Genomic DNA, 13,316 nt, shown 5'->3' on the forward strand with positions numbered 1-13,316 from the left:
GAGAGCATCATGAAGAACCCCGCACAAACCTGGCCCGATGCGTCCGCCGGAGCCGCCGCCGACGCGGCACCGGCGAACCCGGCGCGACGCCGCTTTCTGGTCTGCAGCGGTGCGGTATCCGCGGCCGCCGGCGCCACCGGCCTGGGCTGGTTGCCGTCCGCCGCGTGGGCACAGGCGCCCGTGTCGGCTGCCGACCTGGTGGCCGCTGACGCCGTCGACCTGGCCGAATGGATCCGTACGCGCAAGGTGTCGTGCCGCGAGGTCATGGTCGCCTTTCTCGACCAGATCGAGCGCCTGAACCCGAAGGTCAATGCCATCGTCAGCCTGCAGGCGCGCGACGGCCTGCTCGCCCAGGCTGACGAGCGCGACGCCCAACTCGCCCGCGGCGAATACCTCGGTTGGATGCACGGCATGCCGCAAGCGATCAAGGATCTGGCCGCCACCGCCGGCATTCCCACCACCAGCGGCTCGCCCATCCTCAAGGACTACATCCCCAAGCACGATGCGATCATCGTCGAGCGGGTCAGGAAGGCCGGCGCGATCATCATCGGCAAGACCAACACGCCCGAATTCGGCATGGGCTCGCAGACCTACAACCCGGTGTTCGGTACCACGCTCAACGCCTACGACCCCACCCGCACCGCCGGCGGGTCCAGCGGTGGCGCGGCGGTGGCGCTGGCCCTGCGCATGCTGCCGGTGGCCGACGGCAGCGACATGGCCGGTTCGCTGCGCAACCCGGCGGCGTTCAACAACGTGTATGGCTTCCGCCCTTCGGCAGGGCGGGTACCCTACGGCCCGACCGGCGAGGTGTTCTTCCAGCAACTCGGTTACGAGGGACCGATGGGCCGCACGGTGCGCGACCTGGCGATTCTGCTGTCGGTCCAGGCCGGCTTCGACGACCGCACCCCGCTGTCGATCGCGCAGGACCCGAAGCAGTTCGCCGGATCGCTGCAGCGCGACTTCAAGGGCGCGCGCATCGGCTGGCTCGGCGATTTCGACGGCTACCTGCCGATGGAGCCCGGCATCCTCGACCTGTGCAAGGCCTCGTTCCGCCACTTCGAGGCGGTCGGCTGCACGGTCGAGGCGACCAAACCCGAGTTCGACATGGGCAAGGTATGGAAGACCTGGCTGACGCTGCGCCACTGGACCATCGCCAACCTTGCCGGATCGTTCCATGCCGACCCTGCCAAGCGCGCGCTGCTCAAGCCCGAGATCCTGTGGGAGGTCGAGGGTGGGCTCAATCTGACCGGCGCCGACGTGTGGAAGGCGACTGCAGACCGCAGCGCGTGGTACCAGGCGCTACGCAGCCTGTTCAAGCGCTACGACTTCCTCATTCTGCCCACCGCGCAGGTCTTTCCCTTCGACGCGTCCATCCACTGGCCGAAGGAAGTGGCCGGACGGCCGATGGATACCTACCATCGCTGGATGGAAGTAGTGACCGGGATCACCCTGAGCGGCTGCCCGGCGATCAGCGTGCCGGTGGGCTTCAGCCCCGGCGGACTGCCGATGGGGATGCAGATCGTCGGCCCGGCGACGGCCGACCTTGCCGTGCTGCAGATCGCCCACGCCCACGAACAGGCCAGTCAATGGGTGCGGAAGTACCCGCCGGCACTGTTGAAGGAAGCCTGAACGCCTTTCTCCACGGAAAACGCCCGCTGTGCGCCGAGTGCACGGAGCGGGCGTTTTCCCTCGGGCTGCCGCGAATTTGCGGGCCGGCGAAACGGCCTCTTCGCGGGCCGGGATAATATTACGCGGACGGTGGGCGTCTCCAGGGATGACGTCGGGTGATCGCCCGTCAACAACGTTTCCTCCATGAGGTCGACCTTGAGCCAGGATCCGCACCATCGCCTTCAGCGCTGCGCCCGTCTCATCATGCAGGCGGACGGGCTGCTCATCACGGCCGGGGCCGGGCTCGGCGTCGACTCGGGTCTGCCGGACTTTCGTGGCAGCGAAGGAATGTGGCGCGCATATCCGGCCCTGGGGCGCGCGCGGATGCGGTTTCAGGACATCGCCTCACCCGACGCCTTCGAGCGCCATCCGCGACTCGCCTGGGGATTCTATGGGCATCGTCTCGATCTCTACCGCAGCACCGAACCGGGTCCCGCCTTCGCCATACTCGGGGAGATCGCGCGCCGCGTGCCCGAGGGGGCGTTCGTCTTTACCTCGAACGTGGATGGGCAGTTCCAGAAAAGCGGATTCGATCCCGAGCGCGTCGTCGAATGCCATGGATCGATTCATCACCTGCAGTGCATGGCAGGATGCGACAACGCGATCTGGCCGGCCGATGCGTTCCGGCCCGAGGTGGACACCGATACCTGCGCGCTCCGCAACGCACTGCCGCGCTGCCCCCGATGCCGCGGTCTCGCGCGGCCGAACATCCTGATGTTCGGCGACTGGGGCTGGATCGACGAGCGTACCCGGAAGCAGCATGCGCGGCTCGACGGCTGGCGGCGCACGGTCGATCGCGTGCTGGTGATCGAGATCGGCGCGGGCACGACGATCCCGTCGGTACGGTTGTTCGGCGAGAGCCAGCGCTCGCCGCTGATCCGGATCAACCCGGCCGAGGCCGGAACCGCGGACGATCGCGGAGTGTCGCTGCCGATGACCGGAACCGAAGCGATGCGCGGCATTGCCGGCGCGCTGCGCGACGCCGGTTTTCTCGAGCGGTGAGCGCGGACGGCGGCGCGACCGGGTCGATGCCCTGCGCGCCTGGGCGCTCGATTACCGGATCGAGGTGACGAACTCCGAGAGCAGCTCGAGCGTGACGCCGGGGCGCTCGCGGTGCGGCACGTGATAGGTGTCCGCGAGAATCTCGATCCGCGACGGGCCGGCGCACAGTTGCCCGATCAGTTCGGGGTGGCGCGTCGAGCCATACTCGTCGTGGATGCCGTGGATGGCCAGCACCGGGCAGCGCACCCGGGGCAGCACGGTGGTCAACGACCACGCGGCAAACGCCGGATCGAGCCAGTTCTCGGTCCAGGCTCCGAGCACCCAGCGGGCCTTGTCGCCGTGATACTTCTCGAGCCGCTTCAGTTGCATCTCGTCCTTGAACTGTTCTTTCGCCTCGGCGATGCCGCGCAACGTCCGGTCCTCCGCAAAGACCTGCGCCGCTACAGTGACCAGCGCCTCGCAATCCACGCCGAAGGTGGCGGCGCAATGGATCCCCATGCCGCCGCCGACGCTGTGGCCGAAGGCGATGAAGCGCTCGAAACCGAGCTGCGCGCGTACGACCGGAAAGTAGACCTGCGCCTCTTCGGCGACGAAGTCCAGTGCCGGCCGCTCGGCGCGCGGGTCGGATCTCCCGAACCCGAGCCGGTCGTAGGCGATGACCCGCCGGCCGGTGGCCGCGCTCAGTTCCGCCGGAAAGTCGCGCCACAGTTCGACGCAGCCGAGGGAATCGTGGAAGAAAACGATCGGGCGGTCCGGCACGGCGGTGCACGCCTTGCCCGATGGCGTCCAGGAACGGGCGAAGATCCGTCCCTGCGGATGTTCCACCCAATGGTCATGACTGAGGATGCCGGGGGTCGTGAGGTCGGTCATTTTTCGCTGGCCCTGTTGAAAGGAATGGCTGGGGCGTCTCGTGTGGCGAGAACGATCTCGGGCGGTTCCGGCGCGCACGGGTCGGGTCCGGTCTCGCGTTCGAGGTTCATCTGTGTGACTGCTCCGTTCTGTCGATGGGGCACGGTCGCGGGGCAAACGGTGGCGGAAGCGATCATGGCTGGCGCCACACCGGCCTTCGGACCGCGACCCGTCGTGTTGCCGATTCTTGTTCGAGTTAACGTTTACGTCAACCGTAACGGCGCGGGCCCCCGGAGAGATTGCTCGACGCGATCAGCGGCGGCAGGGCGATGTACAGCGCTTGCGATGCCCGCGACATCGAGCCGAGGTCGGCAATGGCGACAAAGTAGCGGCGCTGTCTCAGTCCCATGAATCCTCCTCTGACGAGTGCTGGGACCGAGGCATGCCCGCCTTCCCCTCGTAAGGGAAGGCGGCACGTCCAGGCCTGTCTTGCGCTTCGTGGGCACCAGGAAAGCTTACCCACATCACCGAAAAATGTGCTTTCGTATTCTCGTTCAGAAAGCCCATTAAGAAGGAGTATCTTTCAATATTATCGATAACGGAAGATACTTATTCCTTAGTTTCTCGAATTAGCATAGGAAGCATCTTCATGAAAGAGGGCCAGTTCGACGAAATCGATCGCAACATCCTGCGAGCGCTCGCCCGCGACGGGCGCATGAGCAACCAGAGACTGGCCGAGCACGTCGGTCTGTCGCCTACGCCGTGCTGGAACAGGGTCAGAGCGCTGGAGGCCGCCGGCGTCATCACCGACTACGTTGCCGTTATCGACCAGCGTGCCCTGGGCTTGCCGGACATCGTGATCATCGAGGTCACCCTCGACCGCCACGACGACGAGATCTTCCAGCGCTTCGGAGATGCCCTGGCTCAACTCCCGGAAGTCATGGAGGCCTACCTGGTGACCGGCGAGTACGACTACCTGATCAAGGTGGCGGTATCAGGTACCGAAGGATATGAAGGCTTCCTGCGACGCAAGCTGTACAAGATTCCCGGTATCCGCAACAGCCGTTCGACCTTTGCGCTACGCTGCCTCAAACGTGTGCACTCGGTGACGCCATGAAGATCGCCGCCGCCCATGCATTCCAAAGGCATCTACTTGGGCGCACGCCGCCGGGAAAGTAAAGGCTTGTGAACCGCCATGTACGGGTCGTAACTTCTTTCCGCGATCTCCGTCTTTCAGAGCATGACCCATTGTTTTGTCGATGCTTGTTCGCGTTTACGGGTACGTCAACCTGTCGCCGGCGGGAGGGCATTACAGCGCAGCCCCTATCGACACCATGCATCCGGAGCCGGCGCAAGGCCGGCGGCCGCTCAGCCCTGCAGCAGCGCGGGCGCGAAGCCGACCCGGAACACGCCCCACTGACGGCCCTGCACCTTGACCGGCATCGACAGGTCGCACAGGACCTCGCCGGTGTCGCGGGTATAGGTCTGCAGCAGGGCGTGGCCCTTGTTGGCGTTTGCGCGGCGGCAGGTCGGGTCGTCGTAGATGCGCTTTTGGCGGCTGAAGGCGAGATCGTGTTGCGGATCGCCATTGGGCTCGGCGGAGAAACGCCGGTTATGCACCGGCATGTAGCAATTGATGTCGCAGCTGGCGCAAAACGCAACGCCAGGCACTTCGGCGAGCATGCGCTCGTAGATGTCCTGCAGGTCCTTCTCGATCGCGCGGTCGTACCGAGTGTTGTACTTGGGCGGCTCGGTGCCGGGAATGGGCTGGTAGCGGGTGTCGAAGATGTCCAGCGTCCCGGCCTTGGCCTCGAGGAAGGCCGCGACCTCGTTGCGATATTTCTCGGCAAAGCCCAACAGCCGGTCATAGGCCGACTCGCCGATGGAGAAACGGGTCGACAGGGCATGCAGGCCTTCGGTGTGGTCGCGCAGCTCTTCCGCCACGCGTTCGGACTCGCCCATCTGCGACGAGACCTGTTCGGACAGGGCGGTGATCTCGGTGACCATTCCGTGTACCGACACATTGCTGTCGTGGATGTGATGGATGGCGTCGGTGATGTCGAGCAACTGCGTGCTCATCTGCTGCAGATCGCCCACCATGGCGGCGAAGTTGGTCGACGAACGCTGCACGACTTCGCGCGCCAGACCCGAGTCTTCGGTGATGCGGCGGGTTTCGCTCTCGGTGCTGGCGACCAGTTCGAGCATCTTGTCCGAATTGCGGGTGATCACGCCGGTGGCGGTCTTGACCTTCTCGGCGAGCTTGCGCACCTCGTCGGCGACCACCGCGAAACCGCGCCCGGCTTCGCCGGCACGTGCGGCTTCGATCGCGGCATTGAGTGCGAGCAGGTTGGTCTGGTCGGAGATGTCGTTGATCAGCAGGCCGATGTCGCGGATCTGCGCCGAGTTCTGGCTGAGCTCCGCAACCGTGGCGGCAAAGGTCTCGACCTTGTCGCTGACGTTGCGGATGCGCGCGGTGACATCGAGCAGTTCCTGCTGGCTGGCGCCGACCGCGGCCAGGTTCGCCGTGGTCGCCGCCTTGACCTGATCGGCGTTGACCATGACCCGGTCGACCGCCGCACTGGCGGTCTGGCTGGCAGTGAAGATGGTCGCCGCCAGCTCGCGCTGGCGGGTGGCGCTCGCGGCGGTCTGCTTGACCCGCTGGTTGAGTCTGGCCGCGCTCACCGCGATGCCCGTTCCGCTTCCGCGCAACTCGGTGACCAGCTGGCGGACCCGGGTGACCAGTGGATTGCTGCCATCCGCGGTCTGGCTGCCGATGTCGGGACGCTCGCCGTCGAGCGCGGGGCTGCTTTCCCGGTGCTGCGATGTGCCCCCGGACGTGGCGCGCGTCGTGAACATCAGAATCAAGGCAAGCATGGCGCCGGTCGCTGCAAGTGCCGCGGCCAGCGGCGGCGACAGCGGGGCCGCCAGAGCCTGCCAGATCAGGGCGCCATTGATCGGGACGATGGCGGCCGGCAGCAGCCAGCGCGCTCCACCGTTGCGGGCGTGTTCGTTCATCTTCCTCTCCTTTCGATGTCACCGCGCTGCTCTGGACGGCAGTCGTTATGGGGTGCGGTCACGGGTGCAGATCATATCGGCGTCGCGCGCGGATTCTTCAGTACTTTTTAACGGGGCGTGCCGCGCAGATGATCGAGCGGCAAGCGGGTGGTGCGTTTGACCTCGTTCAGCGCGATGCTCGACTTCACGCTGCGCACACCCGCAATCCGCATCAGGCGGTGGAGCAGGAAGTCGGAGAGCGCCGGCAGGGTGGGGGTGAGCACGCGCAGCAGGTAGTCCGCTTCGCCACTGACCGCAAAACAGTCGAGCACTTCGTCCATGTCGCGCACCGCCTCGTCGAACGAATCGGTCAGCACCTCGCCGTGGCGCTCGAGCGACACGTTGACGAAGGCGGTCACGCCGAGGCCGACCGCCGCCGGGCGGAGCAGGGCCACGTAGCGCTCGATGAAGCCCGCCTGTTCCAGTCGCTGCACCCGGCGGCTGACCTGTGAGGCCGACAGGTGTATGCGGTCGGCCAGCACGGCGTTGGAGGCGTGGCCATCGTGCTGCAGCTCGGAAAGTAGCTGAAGATCGAATTTGTCCAGTTCGGTCATGGTCTCGTGCATGTTTGGGCAATTTGATGCGCGAATTGTGCGTCAGAACATCAAATCCGTGTGAACAACGCACGCATCGTGGGCGCGGATCGGCCTACGATCTTCCTGCCGATCGGACCGCCGGGAGCCAATCTCCTGCGGACGGATCGAAGCACTTAAAAAGCCATCTCGGCCGCCGTGACAGCGGGCCGGGCCACAACAGGAGACAAACCAATGAACTCGCTCATCCAGACGAGTGAAATGCGTGATGTGCTGCGGTCGCCCGCCATCCGCAGCGACTATCGCCTCGCCGACAATCTCGAAGCGGGGCGTGGACAGGTGTTCCTGACCGGGACCCAGGCGCTGGTCCGCCTGCCGCTGATGCAGGCGATGCTGGACCAGGCCGCGGGGCTGAACACCGGCGGCTTCATCAGCGGCTATCGCGGTTCGCCGCTGGGGGCGTATGACCAGCAACTGTGGAAGGCCAAGGCGCAGCTCGACGCCCATCGGATCCGCTTCCTGCCCGCGGTCAATGAGGAACTCGGCGCTACCGCGGTGCTCGGTTCGCAACAGGTCGAGGGCGATGCAGAACGCACCGTCGATGGTGTGTTCGCGATCTGGTACGGCAAGGGGCCGGGGGTGGACCGCGCCGGCGATGCGCTGCGCCACGGCAATGCCTACGGGGCATCAAAGCATGGCGGTGTGCTCGCGGTGATCGGCGACGACCACGGCTGCGTGTCATCGTCGATGCCGCACCAGAGCGATTTCACCCTGCAGGCCTGGGGTCTGCCGGTGCTCAACCCGGCCAACGTGGCCGAGATGATCGAGTTCGGTCTGTACGGCTGGGCGCTGTCGCGCTTCTCGGGGTGCTGGGTCGGACTCAAGGCGATTTCGGAGACCGTGGAGAGCGGCTCGACCGTCGATCTCGATGCGATCCGGGTGCGATTCGACGCGTCGGTCGAGTTCACTCCGCCGCCGGGCGGCCTGCACTACCGCTGGCCGGACCTCCCCAGCCTGGTCATCGAGCAGCGCCTCGCGGCCAAGCTCGATGCGGTGCGCGCCTTCGCCCGGGCGAATTCGATCGACCGCCTGGTCTGTCCGGCGGCGCAGGCGGACATCGGCATCGTCACCTGCGGCAAGGCCCACCTCGACCTGCTCGAGGCCCTGCGCCGGCTCGGCCTCGGAGTGGCCGACCTCGAGGCCAACGGCATCCGCCTGTACAAGGTGGGGCTGAGCTTCCCGCTCGAGACCGGGCGGATGCACGACTTCGCCAGTGACCTGAAGGAGATCCTGGTGGTCGAGGAGAAGGGCCCGGTGGTCGAGCAGCAGATCAAGAACCTGTTCTACAACCTGGACGCCGGCGCACGCCCGGCGGTGATCGGCAAGACCGGACGGTGTGGCGCGCCGCTGCTGTCGGCGCTGGGCGAATTGCGCCCATCGCGAGTGATGCCGGTGATCGCCGAGTGGCTGGCCGCGCATCGCCCGCCGCTCGACCGGCGCGAGCACGTGATCGATTTCACCGCGCCGCAACTGCTGTCGAACGTGGCCGACGGGGTGCGCCGGGTGCCGTATTTCTGCTCCGGCTGTCCGCACAACACCTCGACCCGCGTGCCCGAGGGTTCGCATGCGCAGGCCGGGATCGGCTGTCACTTCATGGCCTCGTGGATGCCCGACCGCGAAACCACCGGCCTGATCCAGATGGGCGGCGAGGGCGTGGACTGGGTGGCGCATTCGGGCTTTACCCGCACCCCGCACGTGTTCCAGAACCTCGGCGACGGCACCTACTTCCACTCCGGCTTCCTCGCCATCCGCCAGGCGATCGCCGCCGCCACCAACGTGACCTACAAGATCCTGTACAACGACGCGGTGGCGATGACCGGCGGCCAGCCGGTGGACGGCACTGTGACCGTGGACGGGATCGCGCGCCAGGTCGAGGCCGAGGGCGCGCGTCGGGTGGTGGTGGTCAGCGACGAGCCGGAAAAATACGACGGCCACGAGGGCCTGTTCCCGCGCGGTACGAGCTTCCACCACCGCAGCGAACTCGACGCGGTGCAGCGCGAGCTGCGCGAGGTCAAAGGCGTCACCGTGCTGATCTACGACCAGACCTGCGCCGCCGAAAAGCGCCGGCGGAGGAAGAAGAAGGCCTACCCCGACCCGGATCGCCGGGTGTTCATCAACGCCGCGGTGTGCGAGGGCTGCGGTGATTGTGGCAAGCAGTCGAACTGCCTGTCCATCATCCCGCTCGACACCCCGTTCGGGCGCAAGCGGATGATCGACCAGTCCTCGTGCAACAAGGACTACTCCTGCGTCGGCGGCTTCTGCCCGAGCTTCGTGTCGGTGATCGGCGGCAAGGTGCGCAAGGCGGTGGGCGCGGCCTTCGACGAGGCCCGGCTCGCTGCCTGCGTGGCCGCATTGCCGCAGCCGGCGATGCACGACTGGGCCGGGCCCTACGACCTGCTGGTGACCGGCGTGGGCGGTACCGGCGTGGTCACGGTGGGCGCGCTGGTGACGATGGCCGCGCACCTGGAAGGCAAGTCGGCCTCGGTGCTCGACTTCATGGGCTTTGCGCAGAAGGGCGGCCAGGTCTTGTCCTTCGTCCGCCTGGCGAGCACTCCGGCGGCGCTCAATCAGGTGCGGATCGACACCCAGCAGGCCGATGCGCTGATCGCCTGCGATCTGGTGGTTGGGGCGAGCAACGATGCGCTGCAGACGATCAAGCACGGTCGCACCCGGGTGGTCGCCAACCTGCACGAGATCCAGACCGCGAAGTTCGTGCTCGACCCCGGCGCCAATCTCCACGTCGATGCGCTGCTCGACAAGATCCGCTTCGCCGCCGGCGACGGCCAGCTGCAGACCTGCGATGCCCAGGCCCTGTCGACGCGCCTGCTCGGCGACACCATCGGCGCCAACATCCTGCTGCTCGGGTTTGCCTGGCAACTCGGGCTGGTGCCGGTGTCGCTGGAGGCGCTGGCGCGTGCGATCGAACTCAATGGCGTGGCGGTGGCGAACAACCTGACCGCGTTCAGTCTGGGGCGGCTGGCCGCGGCCGATCCGCAGGCGCTCGATGCGCTGGCGGGTACTGCGGTCGAGACCGGGTTCGAGCACCAGGAAGAGGACCTCGCTGCCGTGGTCGAGCGCCATGTCCGCCACCTCACGGCCTACCAGAACGCCGCCTATGCCGCGCGCTACCGGGCGCTGGTGGATCAGACCGAGGCCACCGAGCGTCGCCTCGTGGGCGCGGGCACACCCTTGCGCCTGACTGCGACCGTCGCGCGGGTGTATGGCCGCCTGCTGGCGATCAAGGACGAGTACGAGGTGGCCCGGCTGTACACCGACGGCCAGTTCGAAACCGACCTGCAGCGCCAGTTCGAGGGGAATTTCAGCCTGCGCTTCCACATGGCGCCGCCGCTGCTCGCCCGTCCCGGCCCCGATGGGCGCCCGCGCAAGATGGAGTTCGGGCCGCGGCTGCTGCCCTTGCTGCGGCTGCTGGCGCGCGGCAAGGTCTTGCGCGGTTCGGTGCTGGACATCTTCGGGCGCACCGACGAGCGCCGCATGGAGCGTGAGCTGGCGCAGGATTATGCGCAGATGATCCGGGCGCTGCTGCCGCGGCTGGCGGCCGAAAGCCTGGACCAGGCGATCGAGCTTGCCGCGCTGGCCGAAGGAATCCGGGGCTTCGGTCACGTGAAGCTGGCGAATCTGCGCGACGTGAAGCTTCGTGAGCGCGCCCTGGCCCATGCCGCGGGAATCGATTTCATCGCAGGACCCACGGTTTTGCGCCTGATGGAAGCGGCACGCGGGCGCGACGCGCTGCAGGCGATTCCGGTCGTGGTGTCCCGTTGATCTACCCTCCGGGCCGGCGAGCGTTTATCCTTGCGGGTTGGTGCGGCGATCGCAGCCGGCAGTGCCGACGGCGAGGCCACGGGCGGGTAGTGCGAGCCTGTAGATCAACGACAACGAGAGAACCCGAGACATGACCGAACGAGTGCACTGTGGGCGCCTGCAGGTGGCAAGCGAGCTCAAGCAATTCATTGAAACCGAAGCGCTGCCGGGTACCGGAGTCGATGTTGGCGCCTTCTGGGCGGGCTTCGACACCCTGGTGCACGAGCTTGCACCGAAGAACCGGGATCTGCTGGCCGAGCGCGACCGGCTGCAGACCGAGCTCGACGGCTGGCACCGTGCTCACCCCGGTCCGATTACCAACATGGGCGGCTATCGTGCCTTCCTGCAGTCGATCGGTTACCTGCAGCCGCAGCCGGCCGAAGTCAGCGTAGACACTACCGACGTCGATAGCGAGATCACCTCGCAGGCCGGCCCGCAGCTGGTGGTGCCGGTGATGAATGCGCGCTATGCGTTGAATGCCGCCAATGCGCGCTGGGGCTCGCTGTACGACGCGCTCTACGGCACCGACGCCATCCCGCAGGCCGACGGCGCCGAGATCACCAAGGGCTACAACCCGGTACGCGGGGCGAAGGTCATCGCCTTCGCCCGTCAGGTGCTCGACCAGGCCGCACCGCTTGCCGGCGGCTCGCACGTCGATGCCGCCGCCTACGCGGTGGTCGGCGGCGCGCTTGCAGTGACGCTGAAGAACGGCACCACGGTCGGCCTGCAGCAGGCCGACAAGCTCGCCGGTTACCAGGGCGATGCCGCGGCGCCGAGCGCGGTGCTGCTCCGGAACAACGGCCTCCACATCGAGATCCAGATCGACCGCAACGGGCTGATCGGCAAGTCCGACGCCGCCGGCGTCAATGACCTGCTGATGGAAGCGGCGCTGTCGACCATCATGGACTGCGAGGATTCGATCGCCGCGGTCGACGCCGAAGACAAGGTGGTGGTGTACCGCAACTGGCTCGGCCTGATGCAGGGCACGCTGACCGAAGAAGTGGCCAAGGGCGACAAGACGATCACCCGTCGCCTCAATGCCGACCGCGAATACACCGCGGCGGACGGTTCGGCGCTGCGTCTCCACGGTCGTGCCCTGTTGTTCATCCGCAACGTCGGCCACCTGATGACCAACCCGGCGATCATCGACGGCGAGGGCAACGAGATCCCCGAAGGCATCCTCGACGCCGTGGTCACCACCCTGATCTCGCTGCACGACCGCACGCGCCGCGGCAATTCGCGCACCGGCAGCATGTACATCGTCAAGCCCAAGATGCACGGTCCGGCCGAGGTCGCCTTTGCCGACGAGCTGTTCGGGCGTGTCGAGGAACTGCTCGGCCTGCCGCGCTACACGATGAAGATGGGGATCATGGACGAGGAGCGCCGCACCAGCGTCAACCTCAAGGCCTGCATCGCCGCGGCGAAGAACCGGGTGGCCTTCATCAACACCGGCTTCCTCGACCGCACTGGCGACGAGATGCACACCGCGATGGAAGCCGGCCCGATGATGCGCAAGGGCGACATGAAGACGAGCGCCTGGATCCAGGCCTACGAGCGCAGCAACGTGCTGGTCGGGCTGGCCTGCGGGCTGCGCGGCAAGGCCCAGATCGGCAAGGGCATGTGGGCGATGCCCGACCTGATGGCGGCCATGCTGGAGCAGAAGATCGGCCACCCGAAGGCCGGTGCCAACACCGCCTGGGTGCCGTCGCCCACCGCCGCGGTGCTGCATGCGCTGCACTACCACCAGGTAAGCGTTACTGCCGTGCAGCAGGAGCTGGAAAAGATCGATCTCGATACCGAATACGACGCGCTGCTCACCGGCCTGCTCACCGTGCCGGTGGTGGCCGAGGCCAAGTGGAGCGCCGAGGAACGCCAACAGGAGCTGGACAACAACTGCCAGGGCATCCTCGGTTACGTGGTGCGCTGGGTCGAGCAGGGTGTGGGCTGCTCCAAGGTGCCCGACATCAACAACGTCGGCCTGATGGAAGACCGCGCCACGCTGCGCATTTCCAGCCAGCACATCGCCAACTGGCTGCGTCACGGCGTGGTCACGCCGGAGCAGGTCGAGGAAACCCTGCGCCGCATGGCCGCGGTCGTGGATGGCCAGAACGCCGGGGATCCGGCCTACCGGCCGATGGCGCCGAACGTCGGCGGGTCTACCGCCTTCCGTGCCGCGCGCGACCTGATCTTCGAAGGCTGCGTCCAGCCCAGCGGTTATACCGAGCCGCTGTTGCACCACTACCGTCAGGTGTTCAAGAGCAAACGCTGACCATCGGCAGCCCGGCCCCGGCCCCGACGCCGGCCCCACGGGGCCGGCTTTTTTGTGCCATG

Annotated in this window: 9 protein-coding genes; 5 read left to right on the forward strand and 4 right to left on the reverse strand. The window is 66.7% G+C overall.

Annotated elements, in window-relative coordinates; all coding sequences use genetic code 11:
• Positions 1-9 precede the first annotated feature (9 nt).
• Positions 10-1,629 carry an amidase gene (locus AC3A35_RS03635; protein WP_487434529.1) on the forward strand — a complete coding sequence of 540 codons (1,620 nt, stop codon included), beginning with the start codon at positions 10-12 and terminating at the stop codon, positions 1,627-1,629.
• A 243-nt stretch (positions 1,630-1,872) separates the two neighbouring features.
• Entirely contained in the window at positions 1,873-2,670 is a 798-nt protein-coding gene (locus AC3A35_RS03640; protein WP_487434720.1) for an SIR2 family NAD-dependent protein deacylase, read from the forward strand.
• Between the two features lie 51 nt (positions 2,671-2,721).
• Here AC3A35_RS03640 and AC3A35_RS03645 read toward each other — a convergent pair whose 3' ends face one another.
• Together AC3A35_RS03645 and AC3A35_RS03650 are read right to left on the reverse strand one after the other, a co-directional pair.
• A complete protein-coding gene (locus AC3A35_RS03645) occupies positions 2,722-3,540 on the reverse strand; it encodes an alpha/beta fold hydrolase (protein ID WP_487434530.1) in 819 nt (272 codons plus the stop codon).
• A 247-nt stretch (positions 3,541-3,787) separates the two neighbouring features.
• Positions 3,788-3,928, reverse strand: coding sequence for a hypothetical protein (locus tag AC3A35_RS03650; RefSeq protein WP_487434531.1), 141 nt, complete (start codon positions 3,926-3,928; stop codon positions 3,788-3,790).
• 240 nt (positions 3,929-4,168) lie between these two features.
• On the opposite strand from AC3A35_RS03650, the gene AC3A35_RS03655 reads away from it, so the two are divergent.
• Positions 4,169-4,636 (forward strand): Lrp/AsnC family transcriptional regulator, encoded by a 468-nt coding sequence (locus AC3A35_RS03655; RefSeq protein ID WP_487434532.1) that lies wholly within the window; start codon positions 4,169-4,171, stop codon positions 4,634-4,636.
• A 251-nt stretch (positions 4,637-4,887) separates the two neighbouring features.
• Here the strand turns inward: AC3A35_RS03655 and AC3A35_RS03660 are convergent, their stop codons facing one another.
• Positions 4,888-6,534 carry a methyl-accepting chemotaxis protein gene (locus AC3A35_RS03660; protein WP_487434533.1) on the reverse strand — a complete coding sequence of 549 codons (1,647 nt, stop codon included), beginning with the start codon at positions 6,532-6,534 and terminating at the stop codon, positions 4,888-4,890.
• A gap of 107 nt (positions 6,535-6,641) precedes the next feature.
• A complete protein-coding gene (locus AC3A35_RS03665; RefSeq protein ID WP_487434534.1) occupies positions 6,642-7,127 on the reverse strand; it encodes an Lrp/AsnC family transcriptional regulator in 486 nt (161 codons plus the stop codon).
• Positions 7,128-7,340: 213 nt separating this feature from the next.
• Between AC3A35_RS03665 and AC3A35_RS03670 the strand changes: the two genes are divergently transcribed.
• Positions 7,341-10,946 (forward strand): indolepyruvate ferredoxin oxidoreductase family protein, encoded by a 3,606-nt coding sequence (locus AC3A35_RS03670; RefSeq protein ID WP_487434535.1) that lies wholly within the window; start codon positions 7,341-7,343, stop codon positions 10,944-10,946.
• 130 nt (positions 10,947-11,076) lie between these two features.
• Complete coding sequence (locus tag AC3A35_RS03675; protein WP_487434536.1) at positions 11,077-13,254, forward strand: malate synthase G; 2,178 nt, start codon at positions 11,077-11,079, stop codon at positions 13,252-13,254.
• Positions 13,255-13,316: the final 62 nt, after the last annotated feature.

It is taken from the genome of Azoarcus sp. Soil_N_20 (genome assembly GCF_057656155.1).

Bases quoted from the DNA above. Each gene is read 5' to 3' on its own strand.
- AC3A35_RS03635 (WP_487434529.1), top strand. From the start codon at position 10: ATGAAGAACCCCGCACAAACCTGGCCCGATGCGTCCGCCGGAGCCGCC.
- AC3A35_RS03640 (WP_487434720.1), top strand. From the start codon at position 1,873: ATGCAGGCGGACGGGCTGCTCATCACGGCCGGGGCCGGGCTCGGCGTC.
- AC3A35_RS03645 (WP_487434530.1), bottom strand. From the start codon at position 3,540: ATGACCGACCTCACGACCCCCGGCATCCTCAGTCATGACCATTGGGTG.
- AC3A35_RS03650 (WP_487434531.1), bottom strand. From the start codon at position 3,928: ATGGGACTGAGACAGCGCCGCTACTTTGTCGCCATTGCCGACCTCGGC.
- AC3A35_RS03655 (WP_487434532.1), top strand. From the start codon at position 4,169: ATGAAAGAGGGCCAGTTCGACGAAATCGATCGCAACATCCTGCGAGCG.
- AC3A35_RS03660 (WP_487434533.1), bottom strand. From the start codon at position 6,534: ATGAACGAACACGCCCGCAACGGTGGAGCGCGCTGGCTGCTGCCGGCC.
- AC3A35_RS03665 (WP_487434534.1), bottom strand. From the start codon at position 7,127: ATGACCGAACTGGACAAATTCGATCTTCAGCTACTTTCCGAGCTGCAG.
- AC3A35_RS03670 (WP_487434535.1), top strand. From the start codon at position 7,341: ATGAACTCGCTCATCCAGACGAGTGAAATGCGTGATGTGCTGCGGTCG.
- AC3A35_RS03675 (WP_487434536.1), top strand. From the start codon at position 11,077: ATGACCGAACGAGTGCACTGTGGGCGCCTGCAGGTGGCAAGCGAGCTC.